Origin of the sequence: Micromonospora sp. NPDC093243, from assembly GCF_044753725.1 — a bacterium.
In the GTDB taxonomy this organism is placed as follows: domain Bacteria; phylum Actinomycetota; class Actinomycetes; order Mycobacteriales; family Micromonosporaceae; genus Micromonospora.
Genome location: NZ_JBIVNT010000004.1, coordinates 47,788 through 69,837 on the forward strand (window position 1 = coordinate 47,788; position 22,050 = coordinate 69,837).

The 22,050-nt window shown below is 74.8% G+C and carries 18 protein-coding genes, 1 tRNA gene and 2 pseudogenes; 7 read left to right on the top strand and 14 right to left on the bottom strand.

Annotated features, from left to right (window positions below):
* Positions 1-129: 129 nt before the first annotated feature.
* From cobA to cobC, 3 genes are all read right to left on the bottom strand, one after another.
* Positions 130-1,365, bottom strand: a complete 1,236-nt coding sequence (cobA, locus tag ACIP9D_RS13980) for a uroporphyrinogen-III C-methyltransferase (RefSeq protein WP_350872036.1) — start codon at positions 1,363-1,365, stop codon at positions 130-132.
* 76 nt (positions 1,366-1,441) lie between these two features.
* Positions 1,442-2,566, bottom strand: a complete 1,125-nt coding sequence (gene cobT / locus ACIP9D_RS13985) for a nicotinate-nucleotide--dimethylbenzimidazole phosphoribosyltransferase (RefSeq protein ID WP_350872163.1) — start codon at positions 2,564-2,566, stop codon at positions 1,442-1,444.
* Positions 2,566-3,705, bottom strand: coding sequence for an Rv2231c family pyridoxal phosphate-dependent protein CobC (gene cobC, locus ACIP9D_RS13990; RefSeq protein ID WP_350872034.1), 1,140 nt, complete (start codon positions 3,703-3,705; stop codon positions 2,566-2,568). Before cobC ends, cobT begins: the two co-directional genes overlap by 1 nt.
* A gap of 132 nt (positions 3,706-3,837) precedes the next feature.
* On the opposite strand from cobC, the gene ACIP9D_RS13995 reads away from it, so the two are divergent.
* Complete coding sequence (locus ACIP9D_RS13995; protein WP_350872033.1) at positions 3,838-5,970, top strand: transglycosylase domain-containing protein; 2,133 nt, start codon at positions 3,838-3,840, stop codon at positions 5,968-5,970.
* A gap of 111 nt (positions 5,971-6,081) precedes the next feature.
* Here ACIP9D_RS13995 and ACIP9D_RS14000 read toward each other — a convergent pair whose 3' ends face one another.
* Both ACIP9D_RS14000 and ACIP9D_RS14005 read right to left on the bottom strand, forming a co-directional pair.
* Positions 6,082-6,651 carry a GNAT family protein gene (locus ACIP9D_RS14000; protein ID WP_350872031.1) on the bottom strand — a complete coding sequence of 190 codons (570 nt, stop codon included), beginning with the start codon at positions 6,649-6,651 and terminating at the stop codon, positions 6,082-6,084.
* Positions 6,648-8,051, bottom strand: a complete 1,404-nt coding sequence (locus ACIP9D_RS14005; protein ID WP_350872030.1) for a cobyrinate a,c-diamide synthase — start codon at positions 8,049-8,051, stop codon at positions 6,648-6,650. The genes ACIP9D_RS14000 and ACIP9D_RS14005 overlap by 4 nt, the downstream gene beginning before the upstream one ends.
* Before the next feature lie 165 nt (positions 8,052-8,216).
* Here ACIP9D_RS14005 and ACIP9D_RS14010 point away from each other — a divergent pair, with 165 nt between their 5' ends.
* Positions 8,217-9,041 carry an SURF1 family protein gene (locus tag ACIP9D_RS14010; protein WP_350872029.1) on the top strand — a complete coding sequence of 275 codons (825 nt, stop codon included), beginning with the start codon at positions 8,217-8,219 and terminating at the stop codon, positions 9,039-9,041.
* Between the two features lie 61 nt (positions 9,042-9,102).
* Here the strand turns inward: ACIP9D_RS14010 and ACIP9D_RS14015 are convergent, their stop codons facing one another.
* The 5 genes and pseudogenes from ACIP9D_RS14015 to ACIP9D_RS14035 form a co-directional block, all read right to left on the bottom strand.
* Complete coding sequence (locus tag ACIP9D_RS14015) at positions 9,103-10,695, bottom strand: ATP-dependent DNA ligase (protein ID WP_350872027.1); 1,593 nt, start codon at positions 10,693-10,695, stop codon at positions 9,103-9,105.
* Positions 10,696-10,757: 62 nt separating this feature from the next.
* On the bottom strand, positions 10,758-10,964 hold the full coding sequence (locus tag ACIP9D_RS14020; protein ID WP_350872026.1) for a hypothetical protein: 207 nt from the start codon (positions 10,962-10,964) through the stop codon (positions 10,758-10,760).
* A 77-nt stretch (positions 10,965-11,041) separates the two neighbouring features.
* Positions 11,042-12,394 (bottom strand): dipeptidase, encoded by a 1,353-nt coding sequence (locus ACIP9D_RS14025; RefSeq protein ID WP_350872161.1) that lies wholly within the window; start codon positions 12,392-12,394, stop codon positions 11,042-11,044.
* A pseudogene (locus ACIP9D_RS14030) lies at positions 12,387-13,181 on the bottom strand (uridine kinase); the annotation flags it as partial. The pseudogene ACIP9D_RS14030 and the gene ACIP9D_RS14025, both read right to left, overlap by 8 nt.
* Positions 13,139-13,669 (bottom strand): PadR family transcriptional regulator, encoded by a 531-nt coding sequence (locus ACIP9D_RS14035; protein ID WP_350872025.1) that lies wholly within the window; start codon positions 13,667-13,669, stop codon positions 13,139-13,141. The gene ACIP9D_RS14035 and the pseudogene ACIP9D_RS14030, both read right to left, overlap by 43 nt.
* A 55-nt stretch (positions 13,670-13,724) precedes the next feature.
* On the opposite strand from ACIP9D_RS14035, the gene ACIP9D_RS14040 reads away from it, so the two are divergent.
* Together ACIP9D_RS14040 and ACIP9D_RS14045 are read left to right on the top strand one after the other, a co-directional pair.
* On the top strand, positions 13,725-14,504 hold the full coding sequence (locus ACIP9D_RS14040) for an alpha/beta hydrolase (protein ID WP_350872023.1): 780 nt from the start codon (positions 13,725-13,727) through the stop codon (positions 14,502-14,504).
* Positions 14,505-14,705: 201 nt separating this feature from the next.
* Positions 14,706-15,107: a rhodanese-like domain-containing protein gene (locus tag ACIP9D_RS14045; RefSeq protein WP_350872159.1), complete on the top strand. Its 402-nt coding sequence runs from the start codon at positions 14,706-14,708 to the stop codon at positions 15,105-15,107.
* 202 nt (positions 15,108-15,309) lie between these two features.
* Here ACIP9D_RS14045 and ACIP9D_RS14050 read toward each other — a convergent pair whose 3' ends face one another.
* The 3 genes and pseudogenes from ACIP9D_RS14050 to ACIP9D_RS14060 form a co-directional block, all read right to left on the bottom strand.
* Positions 15,310-16,851: a cobyric acid synthase gene (locus tag ACIP9D_RS14050; protein ID WP_350872022.1), complete on the bottom strand. Its 1,542-nt coding sequence runs from the start codon at positions 16,849-16,851 to the stop codon at positions 15,310-15,312.
* An 80-nt stretch (positions 16,852-16,931) separates the two neighbouring features.
* A pseudogene (locus ACIP9D_RS14055) lies at positions 16,932-17,957 on the bottom strand (cobalamin biosynthesis protein); the annotation flags it as partial.
* A gap of 133 nt (positions 17,958-18,090) precedes the next feature.
* Positions 18,091-18,903: a single-stranded DNA-binding protein gene (locus tag ACIP9D_RS14060; protein ID WP_350872018.1), complete on the bottom strand. Its 813-nt coding sequence runs from the start codon at positions 18,901-18,903 to the stop codon at positions 18,091-18,093.
* 282 nt (positions 18,904-19,185) lie between these two features.
* Between ACIP9D_RS14060 and ACIP9D_RS14065 the strand changes: the two genes are divergently transcribed.
* Positions 19,186-19,599, top strand: a complete 414-nt coding sequence (locus ACIP9D_RS14065; protein WP_350872016.1) for an HPF/RaiA family ribosome-associated protein — start codon at positions 19,186-19,188, stop codon at positions 19,597-19,599.
* 106 nt (positions 19,600-19,705) lie between these two features.
* Positions 19,706-20,779: an alpha/beta hydrolase gene (locus tag ACIP9D_RS14070; RefSeq protein WP_350872015.1), complete on the top strand. Its 1,074-nt coding sequence runs from the start codon at positions 19,706-19,708 to the stop codon at positions 20,777-20,779.
* A gap of 76 nt (positions 20,780-20,855) precedes the next feature.
* Here the strand turns inward: ACIP9D_RS14070 and ACIP9D_RS14075 are convergent, their stop codons facing one another.
* Positions 20,856-21,554 carry a hypothetical protein gene (locus tag ACIP9D_RS14075; RefSeq protein ID WP_350872013.1) on the bottom strand — a complete coding sequence of 233 codons (699 nt, stop codon included), beginning with the start codon at positions 21,552-21,554 and terminating at the stop codon, positions 20,856-20,858.
* Positions 21,555-21,778: 224 nt separating this feature from the next.
* Between ACIP9D_RS14075 and ACIP9D_RS14080 the strand changes: the two genes are divergently transcribed.
* Positions 21,779-21,854, top strand: a tRNA-Arg gene (locus ACIP9D_RS14080).
* The last annotated feature ends 196 nt before the right edge of the window (positions 21,855-22,050 follow it).

The window sequence follows — 22,050 nt, forward strand, 5'->3', positions numbered from 1 at the left end:
CCGGAGCCCCGCGCTCCGGCCGTCACCGTCTCTGCCCCACCCCCACGCGTTGATCATGAAGTTGTTGCCAGTCGCCTCGGCGTGTCGTGACTACAACTTCATGATCAACGAGCGCTGCGGGGGGGGCGGTCAGGTGTGGAGGGCGTCGACCACGTCGCCGATGACCACGACGGCGGGCGGGCGGAGGTCGGCGGCGACCGCGTCGGCCGCGACGTTCGCCAGGGTTGACCGGAGCATCCGCTGGGAGCCGGTGGTCGCCTCCTGGACCACGGCGGCGGGGGTGTCCGGGCGGCGGCCGTGGGCGAGCAGGGTGGCGGTGATTCCGGCCAGGTTCTTCAGCCCCATCAGGATCACCAACGTGCCGCGCAACCCGGCCAGCGCGTCCCAGCGCACCAGCGAGGCCGGCGAGTCCGGCGCAAGGTGCCCCGAGACCACGGTGAACTCGTGCGCGACCGCCCGGTGGGTGACCGGAATGCCGGCCGCCGCCGGGGCGGCGATGGAGCTGGTCACCCCGGGGACCACGGTCACCGGTACGCCGGCCTCGGCGCAGGCCAGCAACTCCTCCCCGCCACGACCGAAGACGTACGGGTCGCCGCCCTTGAGCCGGACCACGAACGCGCCGGCGCGGGCGCGGTCGACCAGGATCCGGTTGATCTCCTCCTGGGCCCGGGCCGGCCCGTACGGGATCTTGGAGGCGTCGACCAGCTCCACGTCGGCGCGCAGCTCGTCGAGGAGCAGCCCGGGTACCAGCCGGTCGGCGACCACCACGTCCGCCTCGGTCAGCAGCCGCCAGCCCTTCACGGTGATCAGCTCGGGATCACCCGGCCCGGCGCCGACCAGGGCGACCCGTCCGACCGGGCCGCCCGCCGATCGTCGGGGCGCGTCCGGCTCGGCCACCGGCTCGAACCCGGCGCGCGCGGCGAGCAGCTCGCGTACCGCATCCCGGACGCTCATCGCCCGACGCGGATCGCCGCCGCCCAGCACCGCGACCGTCACCGGCCCGTGCCGCGTCACCGCCGGCGTCCAGGCGGTGGCCGCCGTCCGATCGTCGGCCCGCACGCAGAAGATGCGCCGCGCGGCGGCGGCGGCGCTGACCGACGCGGCGGCCGTCGGATCGTCCACCGCCACCTGGACCAGCCAGGCCCCGTCCAGGTCCTCGGGGGCGAACCGGCGCGCCACCCAGCGCAGCCGGCCGGCGTCGACGTGCGCGCGCAGCGCCGGAGTCAACTCCGGTGCCACCAGCAGCACGTCCGCGCCCGCGTCCAGCAGGGCGGGCACCCGCCGGGTGGCCACCGTCCCGCCGCCCACCACGACCACCCGCAGCCCGGCCAGCCGCAGCCCGAGCGGGTACGGCGACTCGCTCACGCCGCCGCCCGGCCCGACTCGGCGGCGGCGCGAGCCGGCACGCCGCTCTGCCCCCGGGCTCGCTCGCTGCGCTCGCTCACTTCTCGGCCACCCCGGCCGAGTCGAAGGTGGCCACCTCGTGCAGCACCCGGACCGCGCCGGTGACCACCGGCAGCGCGAGCAGCGCCCCGGTGCCCTCGCCGAGGCGCAGACCGAGGTCGATCAGCGGGACGAGCCCGAGCCGGCGCAGCGCCAGTGTGGCGCCGGGCTCGGCGGACCGGTGCCCGGCGACCATGGCGCCCACCGCGTCCGGGGCGAAGGCCGCGGCGGCGAGCGCGGCGGACACCGCGATCACCCCGTCCAGCAGCACCGGCACCCGGTGCGCGGCGGCGCCGAGGATCAGCCCGGTCAGTGCGGCGTGCTCCAGCCCGCCGACCGCGGCCAGCACGCCGAGCGGGTCGGCCGGGTCGGGCCGGTGCCGGTCCAGCGCGGTCCGCACCACCTCGACCTTCCGCCGGTACGTCGGGTCGTCCACGCCGGTGCCACGACCGGTCGCCGCAGCCGGATCGGCGTCGGTGAACGCGGCGATCAGCGCGGCCGCCGGGGTGGTGTTGCCGATGCCCATGTCTCCGGTGAGCAGGATGCCGGCGCCCGCCGCGATGAGGTCGTTCGCGACCCGGATGCCGGTCTCGACGGCGGCGCGGGCCTCGTCGCGGGTGAGCGCGGCGGTCACCGCGAGGTCCCGGGTGCCGGGCCGGACGTTGGCGCTGACCAGCCGGGGCGCCCGCGAGTCGAGCGTCCCGGACCCCTCGGCGTCGCGGTCGCCCGCGGCGTCGGCCGCGACGGCGTCGTCCGCGGCCGCGGGGATCGGGGTCGCCACCCCGACGTCGACCACGGTGACCGCGGCGCCGGCCTGCCGCGCGAACGCGTTGACCACCGCGCCGCCGGCCAGGAAGTTGCCGATCATCTGCGCGGTGACCTCCTGCGGCCAGGGCGTCACCCCCTGGGCGTGCACGCCGTGGTCACCGGCGAAGATCGCCACGGCGGCCGGCTCGGGCAGCGGCGGCGGGCAGTTCCCGGCCAGGCCGGCGAGGCGTACCGACAGCTCCTCCAGGGCGCCGAGCGAACCGGCCGGCTTGGTGAGCCGGCCGTGCAGCTCCCGGGCGGCGGCCATCGCCGGCTCGTCCAACGGCCCGATCGCCGCGATCGTGGTCTCCAGCATCATGCCTCCAGCATCTCGCCCAGTACCCGGATGAACTCGTCGGTGGTGGCCGGGTCGCGCACGGCCACCCGCAGCCAGTCCGGCCCGAGGCCAGGGAAGGTGTCCCCCCGGCGCACCGCCCAGCCGCGCTCGCGCAGCCCGGCCCGGACGGTGGCGGCGCCGGGCAGGTGGATCAGGACGAAGGCGCTGGCGGGGCGGCCGGCGACGCGTACCCCTGGCAGGGCGGCGAGCCGGGCGACCAGGTGCTCGCGGTCGGCGGCGAGCCGCGCGGCGATCGCGCGCTCGGCTGCGACCGCGGCCGGCGTGGCGCAGGCGGCGGCGGCCGCCAGCGCGGGCGTGGAGACGGCCCAGAGCGGCTGGACGGCGGCGAGCCGGGCCAGCAGCTCCGGCGCGCCCAGCAGGTAGCCGATCCGCAGCCCGGCCAGCCCCCAGGTCTTGGTGAGGCTGCGCACCACCAGCAGGCCGGGCAGGTCCCGCCGGGCGGCGAGGGACTCCGGCTCGCCCGGGTGGCCGGGGCTGACGGTGGTGTCGGCGAACGCCTCGTCCACGACCAGGACCCGGCCCGGGCGGGCCAGCGCGGCCAGCGTCCGTGCCGGGTGCAGAACGGAGGTGGGATTGGTCGGGTTGCCGACCATCACCAGGTCGGCGTCGGCGGGCACCCGGGCGGGGTCGAGGTGGAAGTCGTCGCCCGCGTCGAGCAGCACCCGTTCCACCCGGTGGCCGGCCGCCCGGAGCGCCGCCTCGGGCTCGGTGAACTGCGGGTGCACCACCACCGGCCGGCGGACCCCGCGCAGTGCCTGGGCGAGCAGCACGAAGCCCTCGGCGGCACCGGCGGTGAGCAGCACCTCGTCCGGGGCGCGGTGGTGCCGGGCGGCGACCGCTGCCCGGGCGGGTGCCGGATCCGGGTAGCGGGCCAGGTCGGTGAGGCTGGCGGTGATCGGCCCGGCAAGCCACGGCGGCATCGGCGCGCGGCGGACGTTGACCGCGAGGTCGACCAGGCCGTCCCCCACCTCCGCGTCCCCGTGGTGGGCGAGGTCGGGCTCGCCGGCGGGGATCGGCTCCAGGACGCGGTCGGGCGCCGGCGCCGGCGCCGGTTCGTCACCGGCGCGCGCCGGTGCCCCGCTCGGCTGACCACGCATGCCCGCGATCCTGCCGGGAAGGCGGCGTGCGGGACAGCCGATCACGGCGTGGGACGCGTCACGACTCGTTCGACGTACGCCCGTTTATGAATTCTTCTCATTTCCGAATCGGAAATGTCATAGCTTGACCCTGTGAGCAACCGACCCCTTGCTGCCGCCGGTCGTGTCGTCCCTCTCCTCCGCGCCGGGCTGATAGCCGGCATCGTGATCGCCGCCGTCGCCTATCCGCTCTTCGCCTTCACCGGCCTGGGCGCGAAGGCCACCGCGCACGCGATGGAGCACAAGACCAAACTGCTGACCACCGCGCTACCCGCCGAGACGTCCTACCTGTACGCGCCAGACGGCAAGACCGTGCTGACGATGTTCTACGAGGAGTACCGGCAGTACACCAAGCTGTCGGACATGTCGCCGAACATCCAGCAGGCCATCGTGGCGGCCGAGGACTCGCGCTTCTACCAGCACCGGGGCGTGGACCCGAAGGGCGTGGCCCGGGCCTTCGTCGCCAACGCCCGCTCCAGCGGGGTGTCCCAGGGCGCGTCCACGCTGACCATGCAGTACGTCCGGATGGCGTTGCGGGACAGCGCGAAGACCCCGACGGAGGTCCAGGAGGCCACCCAGCAGACCAGCCTGCGCAAGATCAAAGAGATGCGGATGGCGCTGGACCTGGAGAAGGAGCTCAGCAAGGAGGACATCCTCGAGCGCTACCTGAACTCCGCGTACTTCGGGCACCGCGCGTACGGCATCTACGCGGCCAGCGAGATCTTCTTCTCCAAGACCCCGAAGGACCTCAGCCCGGTCGAGGCGGCCACCCTCGCCGGCCTGGTCAAGTCGCCCAGCGAGTACGACCCCGCGTCGTCGGACCAGAAGGACGCCACCGCCCGGCGCAACTACGTGCTGGACCGGATGACGCAGCTCGGCTACCTCTCGCCGGACGCCGCCGCGACGGCCAAGGCGGAGCCGATCCGGCTGAAGCTGACCGACCCGCCGAACGACTGCGCCTCGATCCCGGAGAAGTACAACAGCTGGGGCTTCGCCTGCGACTACCTGAAGAACTGGTGGAGCGCGCAGCCGGCGTTCGGGGAGAACCGGCTGGAACGGATGGACAAGCTGCGCCGCGGCGGCTACCGGATCGTGCTCAGCATCGACCCGAAGATCCAGGACGCGGCGGAGAAGAACGTCGGCGCCAAGGAGAACACCGGCAGTCCGTTCGCCAACGGCATCGTGGTCTCCGAGCCCGGCACCGGGCGGGTGAAGGCGATGGCGGTGAACCGGACGTACTCGCTGGACCTGAGCGAGAACCCGCAGAGCTCCAACCCGGAGGCCGGGCCGAACATCAAGGCGAACTACCCGAACACGGTGGCCCCGCTGCTCGGCGGCGGTGACCTACCGGGCTACCAGGCCGGATCGACGTTCAAGATGTTCCCGATGCTGGCCGCGCTCAACTCGGGGATGACCCTCTCCACCTCGTTCAACGCCCCGTACCGCTACCAGTCGAAGGTCTTCGACAACTGGGCGCCGTCCAACGCGAGTGGGGCGATGAGCGGTCAGCAGACCATGTGGTCCGGGTTCGGCAAGTCGGTCAACACCTACTTCGTCTGGCTGGAGGAGCAGATCGGCGCCGAGGCGGGTGTCCGGCTGGCCGAGCAGCTCGGGCTGCGCTGGCGCACCGACGTCGACCGGGATCAGGCCTCACCGGGGAAGGTGAAGAAGTGGGGCGCGTTCACCCTGGGCGTCTCCGACGCCACACCGCTGGAGATGGCGAACGCGTACGCCGCGATCGCCGCCGACGGCCGGTACTGCGAGGCGATCCCGGTGCAGGCGATCATGAACCGGGACGGCACACCGACGACGTACGCCACCGCCTCCGGCATCCAACGGGAGGTCGCCAAGCCGCGCTGCCGGCAGGTGGTCAGCGCCGACGCGGCGCGTGCCGCCACCGACGCGGCCCGCTGCCCGACCGGGGACACCCCGGCCCGGGGCGGTTGCGGCGGCTGGTCGACGGCGGACAGCGTCCGGGGCACCGTCGGGCGGCCGGTGGCCGGCAAGACCGGTACCACGGACAGCACCCGGTCCGCCTGGTTCGTCGGTTACACCCCGGAGCTGGCCGCCGCGAGTTTCATCTCCGATCCGGACAACCCGTTCAACGCGGTCGGTGACGGACAGTCCCAGATCCCGATCGCCGCGGTCTCCGAGACCCTCCGCGACGGCCTCAAAGGCCAACCCACCCGCCAGTTCACCCCACCCTCCGACGCCATAGTCGGCTGACCCACCACCCACCCGCCCAGCTCGGTTGATCAAGAGGTCTGCGTCAGGAACCGGCCGGTTCCTGACGCAGACCTCTTGATCACGCCCGAGACCGGGGTGGGGTGGGGTGGGTTAGTGGAGGTCGGCGGCTACGAAGGACCAGAGTTCGAGGTCTACCCGGGCGCCCCGCACGTAGCCGGCGTTGCGCAGCAGCCCCTCGTAGCTGAAGCCGGCCTTCTCGGCCACCCGGCGGGACGCGGTGTTGCCCGGCGCCACCCGCAGCTCGACCCGCTGGAAACCGTGCTCCAGGATCAGCGCGATGGCCACCGCGTCGACCGCCTCGGCGGCCAGCCCGAAGCCGCGGGCCTGCGGCGCGATCGCGTAGGAGATCTCGGTGAGCCGGGCGCCCCAATCGGTGCGGCGGGTCCAGAGACAACCCACCAGCTCGGCGTCCTCTCGCCGGATCACCCCGTAGTGGTCGCCGTCGCCGCTGTCGCGGCGCTGCCGGGCCAGGTCGGTGCACCAGGCATGACCGTCGATCGGGCCGGAGTCGTCGGCGAGCGGCAGCCAGCGCCGGGTCAGCCGGTCGGCCATGATCGCCCCGGCCGCCGTCGCGTCCGCCGCCACCAGCTGTCGCACCTCGGTACGCGGGGTGGAGACGGTCAACGTCGGGAAGCGGCGTACCGCGACCTGACCGATCACGCCGGCACCCCGCCGGGCTGCGCCGGCACCGCCTCGGGCGCCGGGTCGGCGAGCGCCGCCGCGACCACCCGGGTGGCGGTCTCCGGGTGACCCGCCCAGTGCAGGGTGAGCTGGGAGGCGTGCACGTTGCGCCAGACGAAGCCCTCCGGCGTGCCACCGGCCCAGCTCCACGCCGGCCGCTGACCGGCCCGCGGGGTGAGCACGGCCCGGTGCTCCTTGTGGCCGACCAGCACCGTGCCCTGCGCGGCGACCACGCTCTCGGTGTGGGCCGTCGCCTCCCGGTAGCCGACCACCAAGCCGTCCCGGCTGGCGCCGACCGCGTCCAGCACGCCGCACATCGGCAGCCCGTCCAACTCGCGGGCCAACCAGAGCAGGCCGGTCCCCTCGGCCACCACCGGACGCCCGGTGCGGGCCAGCTCGGCCACCGCGATGCAGAGCTTCCGGTTGGCCGACAGCTGCTCCGCGTACGCCTCGGACAGCGCGCCACCCACGACCAGCGCGCGGGTGCCCGGGGGCAACGCCTCGTCGCGCAGCGGGTCGAACGTGACCACCTCGGCGCCGGCCGCGCGGAGCAGTTCGGTGGTCTCCGGCGGGCTGTAGCTGCCGCCCGGCCCACCGGCCAGCGCGACCACAGGACGGTTCGCCGGGGCCGCCGGGGCGCCCAACGCGTCCTGCGCCGACCAGGGAGTCGCCGGCAGCGGCGGGGCGGAGCGGGCCAGCCCGAGCAGGCGCTCCACGTCGACCGTGGCGGCGACCGCCTCGCCCAGCCGGCGCACCGCACGGGCCGCCTCGGCGGAGCCACCGATCACCGGCACCACGCCGTGCCGCCGGGCCGGGAGCACCGGGGGGAGGTCCTGGCGGCGCAGGGCGCCGTAGACCGGCACGTTGATGTCGTCGAGCGCCTCGCGGAGCATCGCCTCGTGGCGGGACGAGGCGACCCGGGTGAGGATCACCCCGCCGAGCCAGAGCTGCTCGTCGAAGGAGCGGAAGCCGTGCACCAGGGCGGCTGCCGACTGGCCCATCGCGGCGACGTCGACGGCGAGCACCACCGGGCTGCGCAGCGCGGCGGCCACCGCCGCCGTCGAGTCCTGGTCCGGGCGACCGGTGACACTGTCGTAGAGGCCCATGCTGCCCTGCACCACGGCCAGCCCGGCGCCGTCGGCACCGTGAGCGAGCAGCGGGGCGAGCCGGTCGGCGCCGGCCAGCCGGGGGTCGAGGGTTCGACCCGGCCGGCCCGCGGCGAGCCCGAGGTAGGCGGCGTCGACCTGGTCCGGCCCGATCTTGAACCCGGCGACCTGGACCTCGCGGTCGGCGAGCGCGGCGAGCAGCCCGATCGCCAGCGCGTTCTTGCCGTGCCCGGAGGACGGCGCGCTGAACACCAGGCGCGGCACGACGGTCATCATCGACTCCTCGTCGGCGGCGGGGGTACGCGGCTGAGGACCGTGGGAGCGGTCCGCCCGGTGACGATACCGGTCCGGCCCGACGGGTGAACGCCGCAGCGGGGACTGTCGCGGTGGGCGCAGCGGCCGGTCGCGGAGAGTGGCCCCGGTCATACGAGTAGCCTCGTGGCTGTGTACCGGTTCCTGCTGAGCCCACGCTGGCTGGGCATCCTCGCGTTGACCCTGGTCGCGGCGGCGGTGATGGTGTGGCTGGGCAACTGGCAGTTGGACCGCTACCGGGGACGCACCGAGGTCAACGAACGGATCGACGCCGGTTTGCGGATGTCGCCGGTGCCGCTGCACAACGCGCTGGCCGCGCCGGCCGGTGGCCCCGGCACCGCCGGACCGGGCCCGGCCGAGGAGAAGGTCTGGACCCGGGTCACCGTCACCGGGCGTTACGACTCGACAAACACCGTCCTGGTCCGCGGCCGTACGGCGGACAGCAAGGTCGGTTTCGAGGTGCTCACCCCGCTGGTGCTCAGCGACGGCACCGCCGTGCTGGTGGACCGCGGCTGGATCCCGCCGGCACCGGGCGGAGCGGCTACCGCCCAGCCGCAGGTGCCCGCCGCCCCGTCCGGTGACGTGACGGTGGTCGGCCGGGTGCACGAGACCGAGAGCGGCGCGACCACGGTCAACCGGCGCGACGGCCGGCTGGAGACTCGGCGGATCGGGGTTCCCCGGCTCGCCGGCGAGCTGCCCTACCCGGTCTACGGCGCGTATCTGCTGCTCGACGAGCAGACCCCGGCGGCCGACCCGACGTTCGTCGCGGTGCCGGTGGGGCACGCCAACAACTGGCAGAACCTCGGCTACGTCGTGCAGTGGTGGCTCTTCGCCGGGATGACGATCGTCGGCTACGGCTGGGCGGCCCGCCGGGAGGCCCGTCGCGGAAGCGGCACCGACGCGCGGCCGCTCGACCGGGCCGCCGAGCCGACCCCGAGCGCACCGGCCTGACCGGCCCGGCCCGGTAACCGGTGCGCTGTCCCACCGCTCAGTCGGTGGGCCGGCTGAGCGGTCAGTCGGTGACCCGGCCGGCGTGGATGGCCCGGACGGCGTCGATGGTGTCCGCCTCGGCGGCCGTCTTGTCGCTGCGGTAGCGCACCACCCGGGCGAAGCGCAGCGCCACCCCGCCCGGATAGCGCGAACTGGTCTGCACGCCGTCGAAGGCGATCTCGACGACCTGCTCGGGGCGGACCCGGACGACCCAGTCGCCCCGCTCGACGGCCAGCTCGAGGAAGCGCTCGGTCTGCCAGCGCAGCAGATCGTCGGTGAGGCCCTTGAACGTCTTTCCCAGCATGACGAAGTCGCCCGTGCGCGGGTCGCGGGCGCCCAGGTGCAGGTTGGAGAGCCAGCCCTGGCGTCGGCCGCTGCCCCACTCGACGGCGAGCACCACCAGGTCGAGGGTGTGCCGAGGCTTGACCTTGACCCAGGCGCCGCCGCGCCGGCCGGCGTCGTAGGGCGCCTCGGGCGCCTTCACCACGACCCCCTCCTGACCGGCGTCGACCGCGGCGGCGAACGCCGCCCCCGCCTGCTCCGGCCCGTCGACCTCGATCCGCCCGACCAGCAGCGACTCGTCGACCGCGCCGGCCAGCGCGGCCCACCGCTCCCGGCCGGGCAGGTCGATCAGATCATCGCCGTCGAGGTGCAGCAGGTCGAAGAAGTAGGGCGTCAGCACCGCCTGGCCGGTGGTCTCGGCGGCGGCGAGCACCGCCGGGGCGACCGGTGCGCGGCCGGTGGTGCTCGGCGTGGTGCGCCGGGCGGCCCGGCTCGACGTCTGCTGGAACGGCAGCGGCCGGCCGGTCTCGTCGAGCCCGATCGCCTCGCCGTCGAGCACCAACTCCCGAGCGGGCAGGGCGCGAACCGCGGCAACCACCTCGGGCACCCGGGCGGTGATCTCGTCGAGGCTGCGGGTGAAGACCGCGATGTCCTGGCCGGAGCGGTGCACCTGGATCCGGATGCCGTCGAGCTTCACGTCGACCACCGCGGGCGTGCCGGTCGCGGCGAGCGCCTCGTCGACCGAGGGCGCGCTCTGCGCCAGCATCGGGGCGAGCGGACGCCCCACCCGCAGGCCGAACCCGGCCAGCGCGGCGGCGCCGCCGTCGAGCGCGGCCACCGCGACCGCCCGCAGGTCGCCGGCGAGCAGCAGGGCCCGGCGGACCGCCGCCGCCGGCACGTCGGCCGCCCGGGCGATCGCGTCGGCCAGCAGCCCGGCCTGCGCGCCCTGGCGCAGCTCGCCGCTGAACAGGCCGGTCAGCAGCCGCTGCTCGTCGGCAGTGACGGCGGCGTAGAGCGCGCCGAGCAGGGCCCGGCGGCGGGCCTGGGAGCCCGCGCCGTGCACCGCGGCGATCTCGTCGATCGCCGCGTCGACGGCGGCCACGGTCAGCGTCGGCTCGGCGGCCGGCGGCGGCAGGTCGCGCAGGCTCGCGTAGCCGACCCCGGTCTGCCGTTGGCGCAGCTCGCCGGCGAGCCAGCCCGCGCCGGCCGGCACTTCGGCCGGGTCGAGCGCCCGCAGCGCGCCGGCCAGCAGCTCCACCTTGGCCCGTCGGCCGCTGGTGGCCGCCACGGCGGCGGAGGTGGCTGCCAGATCGAGGAACCGCACGGGGTTCATCCTGCCAGCCACCTCCGACACCACCCGGGCATTGCCGTGCCCGGCGAACGGCGTGGCCCGGCTCAGGCCGAGACCGGCTCCTCGATCCGCAGCCCGCGGCCGCGAACCTCGTCGGCGACCCGGCTGAGCAGCGAGTCGAGCGTGACCAGCGCGGCGGAGAGCTCACCGAGCTGTTCCTTGAGCGTGTCCTCGGGCCACGCGGAGACGTCTACGTCCCCCAGAGCGCTGACGGCGGCCTGCAACCGGGCCATCACCTCGTTCGTACTCATGTTCGAAACCCTATATCAGCTGCGGATGCGACACGCCGCAAACTCCCAAATCGACCGGGACGTTACGGTTCCGACACCTAACTCCGGTCCGTGCCCGCCGCGGCCACGTTGCCCAGCAGCAGCGCCTCGGCCAGGCAGACCCGGGCGAACTCGCCCAGGTGCAGGCTCTCGTTCGGCCCGTGCGCCCGGGCGTGCGGGTCCTCCACCCCGGTCACCAGGATCGCGGCCTGCGGGAACATCTCCTGGAAGGTGGCGATGAACGGGATCGAGCCGCCCACGCCGATGTCGACCGGGTCGGTGCCGTCCCAGGCGGTCCGGAAGGCCGAACGGGCGGCGTCGAACATCGGCCCGGACGCGTCGATGACGCAGGGGTCGCCGTCGTGCTCGAAGGTGACCGTGACCTGGGCGCCCCACGGCGCGTGCTTCTCCAGGTGGCCGCGGAGCGCCTCGTACGCCCGCTTCGGGTCGTCGCCCGGAGCGAGTCGGACGCTGAGCTTGGCCTTCGCGGCAGGGACCAGCGCGTTCGGCGCCTCGCCGGTGGCCGGCGCGTCGATGCCGAGCACGGCCAGGGCGGGCTTGGTCCAGAGCCGGTCGGTGATCCGGCCGGTCCCGATGAAGGAGACCCCGTCGGCCAGCCCGGCCTCGGCGCGGACCCGCTCCTCCGGGTAGTCGACGGTGGCGCCCTCCCGTCCCACCAGGCCCTCGACCGCGACGTCACCGGCGTCGGTGTGCAGGGTGGCGAGCAGCCGGACCAGCGTGGTCAACGCGTCCGGGACGGCGCCGCCGAACATCCCGCTGTGCACCGCGTGGTCCAGCGTGCGGACCTCGACGAAGCAGTTCACGATGCCGCGCAGCGAGGTGGTCAGCGCCGGCACGCCGATGTCCCAGTTGCCGGAGTCGGCGATCACGATGACGTCCGAGGCGATCTGGTCGCGGTGCTCGTCGAGCAACTGCTCCAGCGAGTCGGAGCCGTACTCCTCCTCGCCCTCGATGAACAGGACCACGCCGACCGGCAGCCGGTCGCCGAAGGCCCGCAGCGCCGCCACGTGCGCCATGATGCCGGCCTTGTCGTCGGCCGCGCCCCGGCCGTAGAGCCGACCGTCCCGCTCCACCGGCTCGAACGGGTCGGACTCCCACAGCGACAGGTCACCCACCGGCTGGACGTCGTGGTGGGCGTAGAGCAGCACCGTCGGCGCCCCGGGCGGGGCCGCCTTCTTTCCGATCACCGCCGGCTGCCCCCCGGAGCGCGCGATCGTGACGTCCAACCCGCAACCGCGCAGCAGCTCGGCCACCGCCTCGGCGGAGCGCTCCACGTGCGAGTGGTCGAAGCCCTCGAACGCGATGCCGGGGATGCGGACGAGGCGTTCCAGGTCGGCGCGGACCCCGGGCAGCTCCCGCTCGACGGCGGCCCGGATCTCGGACTCGGACATGATCGGTGTGGTCATGACCGGCATCGTATGCCGGCCTTACCGGGCGGGGTCGGCCCGGTCAGCGGATGCGCACGTAGTAGCGGGTGCGGTCGTGCGGCAGCCCCGGTGCGCCGTCGACCACCAGGTGGGCGTGCTCCGCCGTACCGTCGGTGGCGAAGTGTGCCGCCTCCCCGGCGTGCCAGCGGCGCAGCTCGGGCAGGATCTCCGGTCCGTCCCGGGCGACCGCACGGGCCAGCCGCAGCGGTGCCGGCGCGGTGACGAAGACGGCCAGAGTGAGCTCCGGTCGGGCCGCCGCCCGGGCCGCGCTCACCCCCTCGACGACGAGCACCGGGCCTACCGGCACCGGCACCGCGTCCGGCAGGAAGCTCCGCCGCACCCAGCTGTAGCGGCGGTAGGCCCCGGGTCGCCCGGCGCGCAGCGGGCCCAGCACCGATTCCTCCAGCCGTGACCAGAAGGTGAGCTGGTCGTCCCAGCCGTCGAGCAGGTCGTCGGTGTGCAGCACCGGCGGCCGGTCGCCGCCGAGCAGGGCGAGGGCGTCCGCGAGGTGCGCCGCGAACCGGCTCTTGCCCGCGCCGCTCGGCCCGTCCACCGCGACCAGTCGGGTACGCCCCAACCGGGCCGGCCCGGCCAGCACCCGTCCGGCCAACTCGGCGTACGGCTCGACGACCGCGACCGGCACGGCGGTCTCCCCGACCCGGCCGCCCGCCGACCCGGTAGCCGGATCTGGACGGCCGGCTTCCGGTGTCACGCCGGCTCCACCGGTTCGCCCAGCATCTCGCCGAGCCAAGCCAGTTCCGCCCGGCTGGTGGCTCGGGCGATGGTGAGCAGCCCGCGACGGTAGGGGTCGGTCAGCTCCTCGGCCCGCACCGGGCGGTCGCCGTCGTAGAAGAAGCTGCTCGGGGTACGGAGGAAGGCCAGCCGACGGCGGAGCACGTGGTCTCGGGCGGCCGGCTCGTCGAGGTGGCGGAGGAACGCGAGCAGGACGAACCAGCGGTTCTCGTCGCTGACCTCCAGCTCGTCCGGTTCGCGCAGCCGGCGGTTCAGCTCGGCCCGGCCCTGGTCGGTCAGGACCAGCATCTGTCGGGGCGCCGCTCGGGTGCCCGGCTCGGCGCGGCGGGTCAGGAGGCCGGCGCGCTCCAACCGCTTGACCGCGGGATAGAGCGTGCCGTCGGCAATCGGCCGGATGTGCCCGGTGAGCTGGGCGATCCGCCGTTTCAGGTGGTAGCCGTGCAGCGGCTGGTCGGCCAGGAAACCAAGGATGGCGAGTTCGAGCACACCGTCATTATGCCCTCTTGACGATATACCTCGGTACGGAGGTATGGTCTCCGGCATGCAAACAGCGACGGTGGGCCCGGACGGGGCGCAGATGCGATGGGTGGAGACCTCCGGCAGCGAGCCGGCTCGGGTTTACGTGCACGGGCTCGGTGCGATGTCGGCGCCCTACTTCGTTCCGGTGGCCACCCGGCCGGAGCTGGCCGGCCACCGGTCGCTCTTCGTGGACCTGCTGGGCTTCGGCCTCAGCGACCGGCCGGCGGCGTTCGGCTACACACTCGACGAACACGCGACGGCGCTGGCCCGGGCGCTCGACGCGGCCGGCGTCCGGGCCGCGGACGTGATCGCACACAGCATGGGCGGTGCGGTGGCCATCGTGCTCGCCCACCACCGGCCCGACCTGGTCCGCAGGCTGGTGCTGGTCGAGGCCAACCTCGACCCGAACCCGCCGCCGACCGCCGGCAGCAGCGGCATCGCCAGCTACACCGAGGACGAGTTCCTCGCCACCGGCCACGCCCGGACCCTCGACCGGGTCGGACCACACTGGGCGGCCACCATGCGGCTCGCCGATCCGGTCGCGCTGCACCGCACCGCGCTGGGACTGAGGGCCGGGAGTCGGCCCACCATGCGACACATGCTGGAGCACCTGCCGATGCCGCGGACGTTCGTGCAGGGCGAGCGGAGCGGTCCGGTGGTTGGCGCGGACGACCTGACCGCCGCCGGAGTCACCGTGGTCACCGTTCCGGACGCCGGTCACAACGTGATGCTGGACGCCCCCGAGGCGTTCGCCCGGGCCGCCGTCGCCGCCCTCGCGGTCGCCGCCCAACCGGTCGGCTGACCGGCTGGCCTGGACGGTCGACCAGCTGCCCACGGCAGCCGACCGCCGGCCCGCCGCCCGTCGGGCGCCCTCGTTTCGGGCGCCCGGCCGGCGCCGCCGATCACGTCCGGGGGATTCGTGTCCCCCACCGGCGGGCACGCATCCGTTTGCCCGCCGGGCCGGCGGCCGGCTGGGCATGATCGGGAGGTGCTGCGTGACGTGATGAGCCCCGGTGTCGAGGCCCTGCTGGAGCAGGCCCGTTCCGGGCTGCGCCGGTTGTCCCCGCAGGAGACCGTCGAGGCGGTGCGCGGCGGCGCGTTGCTGGTCGACACCCGTACCGAACGGCAGCGCCGCGAACACGGCGACCTGCCGGGCGCGATCGTCATCGAACGCACGGTGCTGGAGTGGCGGCTCGACCCGGCCAGCAGCTGGCGCATCCCCGAGGCCACCGGGTACGACCGGGAGATCGTGGTGGCGTGCCAGCACGGCTACAGCTCGAGCCTCGCCGCCGCGAGCCTGCAGACACTGGGGCTGCGCCGGGCCACTGACATGATCGGCGGGGTCGAGGCCTGGGTGGCCGCCGGCCTGCCCCTAGCAGACCACCCCGCCGACGTCCGCCCCTGACCCACCCCGCCCCGCCCCTGCCCCTGCCCCTGCCCCTGCCCCGCCCCTGCCCCTGCCCCGCCGCGCCCCTCTCCCGTCCCGCCCTGCGGCGTCGATCATGCAGTTGTGGTGCCAGCTTTGTCCGCAGTGGCGACTTTCGTCCACCACCACAACTGCATGATCGACCGTGCCCGGCGAGCGTGGTCTGGGCTTGGGGTGCCGGTCAGGGGGGTGGGGCGCCCGGGGGGATGAAGGGGAGGCCGGAGGGCGGGCCGGTTTCGACGAGGCGCCAGAGGGCGTCGGTGTCCAGGTGCTCCTCGACCAGGTCGCCGAGCAGGTCGAGGGAGCGTTCGCGGGCGGCCGCGAAGACGGTGTCCGGCGCGACCCGGAAGCCGTGCCGGCCCGCCAGCCGGGCCGCCTCGGTGAGGAACCGCCGGCGGAACCCGTCGGACTCGAACGCCCCGTGCCAGTGGGTGCCGTGCACCGCGCCGAGCACCGCGCCCTCACCGCTGCCGTCCGCGTTGTGAAGCAGCGGGGTCAGCGCCGGGTCGGCCGTTGAGACGTACCCGTGGTGGATCTCGTAGCCGCTGACCGGTACATCGCCGCCGACGCTGCCCACCGACTGCCTGACGGTCTTGCGCGGGTCGAAGGTGATCTCGATGGGCAACAGGCCCAGGCCGGGGACGCTGCCCTGCCGGCTCTCCACCGGGTCGTGGATCGCCCTGGCGAGCATCTGGAAGCCGCCGCAGATGCCGAGCAGCGGCTTGCCGGCCGCGACGTGGGCGGTGACCGCGTCGGCGAGGCCGGTCTCCCGCAGCCAGGCGAGGTCGGCCACGGTCGACTTGGACCCGGGCAGGACGACCAGGTCGGCGGCGGCCAGTTCGGCCGGCTCGACGGTGAGCCGCACCCGGACCCCGGGCTCGGTCGCGAGCGCCTCGACGTCGGTGGCGTTGCTGATCCGGGGCAGCCGGACCACCGCGACGTCCAACCACTCGGGGCCGTGCGGGGCGGCCGGGCGACCGAGCACCCGCCCGTACGCGAGCGAGTCCTCGGCGTCGAGCCAGAGATCCAACGCCCAGGGCAGCACCCCGTACGTCGGTCGGCCGGTGACCTGGTGCAGCATGTCCAACCCGGGCCGGAGCAGGCCGAGGTCACCACGGAACTTGTTGATCACGAAGCCGGCGATCAGCGCCTGGTCGGCAGGGTCGAGCAGCGCCACCGTGCCGAACATCGACGCGAAGACGCCGCCACGGTCGATGTCGCCGACCACGATGGCGGGCAGGCCGGCGTGCCGGGCCAGGCCCATGTTCACGTAGTCGCCGGCGCGCAGGTTGATCTCGGCGGGGCTGCCGGCGCCCTCGCAGATCACCACGTCGTACGTCGCCCGCAGCTCGGCCAGCGCCGCGTAGGCGGTGTGCGCCAGCCGGGGCCGCAGCTCGCGGAAGTTGCCGGCGGTGACGGTGTCGACCGCCTCGCCGAGCAGCACCACCTGGCTGGCCAGGTCACTGCCGGGCTTGAGCAGCACCGGGTTGAAGCGCAGGTCGGGGGCGAGCCCGCAGGCGGCGGCCTGCATCGCCTGCGCCCGGCCGATCTCGCCGCCTCGCCCGTCCGGCCCGACCACCACCGCCGAGTTGTTCGACATGTTCTGTGCCTTGAACGGGGCGACCTTCACGCCCTGCCGGTGCAGCCACCGACAGATGCCGGCGGTGAGCACGCTCTTGCCGGCGTCGGACGTGGTGCCGGCGACCAGCAGCCCGCCGCTCACCGGTCCCGCCCTCGCCCGACCGCCGCCGCCCGGACCCCGTCCGTGACCACCGCGCCCCGGACACCGCCGGAACCCAGCAGACCCCGGACACCGCCGCGAACGGCCGCGCTCCGGGCGCCACCCGAGGTTGCCGCGACCCGGCGACCGACGGCGTTCACCAGGCGCCCGGCGGTCAGCGGGTAGCTGGCCGCCACGGCCAGGGCGGCCAACCCGACGGCCCCGGAGAGGCGGGCGGCCCGCTTCAGGTGCCGGGCCTGCGGACGGGGGCCGTCGCCGAGGAACGGCCGCACCTCGGACCGCCCGAAGTAGACGTTGCGCCCACCGAGCCGGACGCCGAGCGCGCCGGCCATCGCCGCCTCGCACTGGCCGGCGTTCGGGCTCGGGTGGTCGTTGCGGTCACGCCGCCACACCCGCCAGGCACGGTCCCGGTCGCCGTGCGCGATCGGCGCGAGCGCGACGGTCAGCAGCCCGGTCAGCCGGGCCGGCACCAGGTTGAGCAGGTCGTCCAGGCGGGCGGCCGGGGTGCCGAACCGGGCGTAGCGCGGCGAGCGGTGCCCGATCATCGCGTCGAGGGTGTTCGCCGCCCGGTAGCCGAGCAGGCCGGGCAGGCCCCCGACCGCGCCCCAGAGCAGCGGGGCGACCACCGCGTCTGAGGTGTTCTCGGCGACCGACTCCACGGTGGCTCGGGCCAGTTCCGGCTCGTCCAGGGTCGACGGGTCCCGCCCACAGAGGTGGCCGAGCCGCTGCCGCGCGGCAGGCAGATCGCCGGCGCGCAGCGTCCGGCCCATCACCTCGGCCTCGTGGCGCAGCGTCCGGCCGCCCAGGACCGTCCAGGTCCCGGCCGCGACCAGCGCCGCCCGGGCGAGCGGCCGACGTCGGGTGGCCACCGTGGCGGCCGCGCCGAGTAGCACCGGCATGCCCACAGCCAGCGCGGTGAACGCGGCACCGGCCGATCGGTCCGGCCGGTACATCCGCCGTTCCAGGTCGCCGGCGACCCGGCCGAAGCCGGCCACCGGGTGCCAGCGACGCGGGTCGCCGAGCAGCCTGTCCAGCGCGTACCCCGCCACGAGTCCCGCCGCGTTCGCCACTGGCGCCGCCTGCCGCACGCGTACCACCTCCGGCCGGCCAGCCTAGACGAGGTAGCTGCGCGGATTAGCCCGGCCGCACCCCGCCGGCACGCGGGGTGACGCCAGCGGTGCCGTCGCCACCCCACCCCCGTCGCGCCGGTCGCCGGGCCGGTCACACCGGCTGCGGCACCCGCCCTCGGCCTCGGCGGCCGCGCCCGCCCGTCGCGGCGCTCACCGGGGACTCGTCGGGCTCCGGGTCCAACTCGCCGTCCCCGCCGTCGGGTTCGCCGGGCAGCGGCCCCAGCTCGTCGGTGCCGCCCGCCAGGTCGTCACCGCCGGTCGACCGCTCCTCCCCCACGGCCGCCCGCTCCCCCGCTGCACTGGCGAACGGGTCCTCGTCGCCGTTCAGGCCGGCGAAGCCGACCGGCTCGTCGAGGGTGGCCCGGACGGCAGGGTCGTGGCCGGTGCGAGCGGCGCCGAAGTCCGGCAGCTCGAAGTCTTCGTCGAGCGGACGGTCGTCGGGCAGCGCCGGGGCCTGCCCGTGCGGCACCGGCTCGGTCGGCTCGCCGTGCACCCGGCTCTCCGCCTCGGCGTCCTCGACGGTGCTGGTCGTCATGCTCGGGCGGTTGCGCAGGAACCGGGCCCGGCCGCGGGACAGGTCGTGGCCGACGGCCACCGCCTCCAGCTCGTAGAGGGTACGGTGGTTGCCGGCGTCGTCGGTCCAGTCCCGGGTGTAGAGCCGGCCGCAGACCACCACCGGGTCGCCGACCATCACCGAGGCGGCCACCCCCTCGGCGAGCTTCCGCCAGCAGTTCACGCGGACCCGCAGGCTGTTGCCGTCGACCCACCGGCCGCTGTCGCGGTCGAGCCGGCGGGCGGTCGAGGCGACCTTGAAGTTGGCCACCAGGGTGTTGCTCTGGGTGGTGCGTCGCCACTCGGGCGTGGTCAGAACATTGCCCACGATCGTGACGTAGGTGTCGAACATCGTCCCTCCAGGGGATCCGGGGCTTGCCATCGCGAGTCGACTCGGGCCGAGCCTGGCCCGCCCCGGTGGCCCCGCGCCACCGTCGCCCGCCGGCCTGTGGACGGCGCGGGCCACCTGTGGAGAACGCCCTGATCAAGCTCACATCTGCTAGGCCCGCGGTGGCGGTTCCAGATCCGCGAGGACTGGGTATGGATTTGATCAACCGCAACACCGAGCAAGGGGGGCACCGCCCATGATGACGACCACCACCGGCCCGATCCGCGTCCCTGGTCGGGTGCAGCGATGAGCGCCGTGACCAACCCGGCCACCGTGGCGGAGTGTCTGCGGGTCGGCGCCGGGTTCTCCCAGGGCGACCGGAACTGGATCGTGGAGCAGTTCGCCACGCTGGACGCCCGGCTGGCCGCGTTCCACGCCGACGCCACCGAGCTGGAGGTGTCGGTCAAGGACCGGGAAGCCCGCGGGCAGAAGGTCACCCTGGAGTGCTGGATCGCGGGCCGGCAGAAGATCGTCACCACCTCCGGCGAGGAGGACCTGCGAGCCGCGCTCAACGACGCCCGCGACGACCTGCGCCGGCGGCTGAACGACGCGAAGACCCGGCAGGAGCCGCGGCACAACAAGCACGTACGCGAAATGGGGCAGCCGGCGGCCGAGCCGGCCACCGCCGACCCGGAGCGCGCGGACGCCGAGACCGCCTGAGCCGTACGCCCATGGCCCCCGCCGCCAGGTGCGGCCGGACGGGGGCCATGGCGCCGGCGGCCGTGAGGGCTACCGCCCGGTAGCTTGCCGGCGTACCGTCGCGTTCGTGGAACCGGACGTGCTGGGGCCGCCCTACGAGCGGCAGACGATCGACCTGGGCACCGACGACGAGGGGCGGGTGGTCGCCACCCTGGTCCGGCGGCGCGCCGAGCGCCCCACCGGGCGGGCCGTGCTCTACGTGCACGGCTTCGTGGACTATTTCTTCCAGACCCACCTGGCCGACTTCTACGCCGAGCGGGGCTGGGACTTCTACGCCCTCGACCTGCGCAAGTACGGCCGCAGCCTGCTCGCCCACCAGACCCCGAACTTCTGCCGCGACCTCGCCGACTACTTTCCCGAGCTGGACGCCGCAGCGGAGATCATCCGTACCGACCACGGGCACGACACCCTGCTCGCCATGGGGCACAGCACCGGTGGGCTGATCATCTCGCTCTGGGCCCACGCCCGACGCGACGCCGGTGTGGTCGACGGCATCTTCCTCAACAGCCCGTTCTTCGACCTCAACGCCCCCTGGGCCGTGCGACGCCCCCTCGCGGCCGCCGTCTCCCGGCTGGGCCGCCGAGCGCCGCAGCGGGTCATCCCATTCGGCCTGGGCACGGTGTACGGCGAGAGCATCCACGCCGACCACCGCGGCGAGTGGAGCTACGACCTGGCCTGGAAGCCGCTCGCCGGGTTCCCCGTCCGGGCCGGCTGGCTGAACGCGATCCGGACCGCGCAGCGGCAACTGCGGGCCGGGCTGGAGATCCCGGTGCCGGTGCTGCTCGCCTGCTCGACCCGGTCGTTCAAGGGCAAGCGGTGGCACGAGTCGGCCGGGCTGGCCGACGCCGTCCTGGACGTCGAGCACATGGTCCGCTACGCGCCCCGCCTCGGCCGACACGTGACCCTGGCCCGCTTCGACGGCGGCATGCACGACCTCACCCTCTCCGGCCCGGCCGTACGGGAGAAGGTCTTCACCGAGGTCGGCCGCTGGGCCGAAGCGTTCCTCGGCGCCGGCCCGACGCCGGCCGAACCGACGTCGGCCGCACCTCAGCCGACCGAGCCGGCCACCGTTGCGACGCCGGCCAGCAGGCGCCCGACGGCGGACGCCGACCCGGCCGGCGCGACGGCACCCGGCAACTGACCGACGGCCCGCGCCTCCTGGTGGGCCCCGACCCGACGGGGCTCAGGCGTCGCCGACCGCCAGGACGAAGGACGGCTCAGGCGTCGCCGCTCGTCGGGAGGGCCGCCCGGATCCGGTCGAAGGTCGCCACCGGGTGGCCGTCCGTGCCCGGCAGCACCAGGCCCAGGCAGTGCAGGGCAAGCTCGCCGTCGGCGTCCGCCTGCACGCCGAAGACCGGCGCACCGACGTACCCGGGCGGCAGGTCGGCGGTGATCCGGACCGCGCCGTCCGCGCGGACCACCCGCTCGATCGCCACCTCCAGCGGCCGCGATCCGTCCTCCCGGACGCCGTGGGCGAGCACGAAGGCCGAGCCCGGCTCCGCGCTGAGTCGCGCGATCACCTCGGCGTCGGCCGCGATGGCGTCGACCACCTCCTGGGTCCGCCACGCCCAGCCGCCCTCGCCCGCCTGCCGGTGCAGGTCGGCGGTGGGCAGGACGGCCACCCCAGCCTCCGGGCGGCGGACCCAACCGGCCCCACCCGGGGTGACCGGCACCGAGGTTGGGGCGACGCCGGCGGGCTCGGTGACGCTCGCCCGCAGACCGATCTCGCCCGGCGCCACGCCGGCCAGCGCGTCGGCCGTCAGCAGGTACTCCCCGGTCGCGTCCCGGAAGAGCACCGCCGTGCCGTCGCCGCCGTCGTCGGCCTCGCCGGTGCGACGGTACGGCAGGATGGCCCGGCCGACGATCTGGCAGAGCTCGTAGGCCACGTCGTTCTCGGCGTCGGGATCAAGCAGCACGTGGCCGAGGGTACGTGGTCTCACCCGGCGGTCCCGCCGGGTGGCCGGATCCGGCTCCCGCAGTCCCGGCGCTGGTCACGATCGGTCCCGAGCGACCGGATGAGCGGGAAACCCGATGCCCACCGACCGTGGTCCGTGCGAACCTGATCGGCGGCACCGGCCGACACCCGTTGCGTCGATCCGCCGGACGACGGCGGTACCCTCTTGGCGCAACACCCACGCGCGCGCCCGTAGCTCAGCGGATAGAGCAGGGGACTTCTAATCCCAAGGCCGCAGGTTCGAATCCTGCCGGGCGCACCACCACCGCCGCAGGTCAGCAGCTCGGCGCGCCCGGCTCCGTCGATCACCACGCCTCCCGTACAGCCAGGTCACCCGGAGAGGTGCTTCGCGGCCTCGTCCCCACGAGGTCATCACCACTGCGATCGCGGCCGGCATCGCCCTGGTCCTCGCCGGGGTAACCCTCACCCGGAAGCGGTCGGCCGAGAACCGGCAGCGG

Coding starts and splice junctions, on each gene's coding strand:
- ACIP9D_RS14025 (WP_350872161.1), bottom strand. CDS start 12,394: ATGTCCGAGTCCGAGATCCGGGCCGCCGTCGAGCGGGAGCTGCCCGGG.
- ACIP9D_RS14005 (WP_350872030.1), bottom strand. CDS start 8,051: ATGACCGTCGTGCCGCGCCTGGTGTTCAGCGCGCCGTCCTCCGGGCAC.
- ACIP9D_RS14045 (WP_350872159.1), top strand. CDS start 14,706: ATGAGCCCCGGTGTCGAGGCCCTGCTGGAGCAGGCCCGTTCCGGGCTG.
- ACIP9D_RS14060 (WP_350872018.1), bottom strand. CDS start 18,903: ATGTTCGACACCTACGTCACGATCGTGGGCAATGTTCTGACCACGCCC.
- ACIP9D_RS14015 (WP_350872027.1), bottom strand. CDS start 10,695: ATGAACCCCGTGCGGTTCCTCGATCTGGCAGCCACCTCCGCCGCCGTG.
- ACIP9D_RS14065 (WP_350872016.1), top strand. CDS start 19,186: ATGAGCGCCGTGACCAACCCGGCCACCGTGGCGGAGTGTCTGCGGGTC.
- ACIP9D_RS14040 (WP_350872023.1), top strand. CDS start 13,725: ATGCAAACAGCGACGGTGGGCCCGGACGGGGCGCAGATGCGATGGGTG.
- ACIP9D_RS14020 (WP_350872026.1), bottom strand. CDS start 10,964: ATGAGTACGAACGAGGTGATGGCCCGGTTGCAGGCCGCCGTCAGCGCT.
- cobC (WP_350872034.1), bottom strand. CDS start 3,705: ATGCGTGGTCAGCCGAGCGGGGCACCGGCGCGCGCCGGTGACGAACCG.
- cobT (WP_350872163.1), bottom strand. CDS start 2,566: ATGCTGGAGACCACGATCGCGGCGATCGGGCCGTTGGACGAGCCGGCG.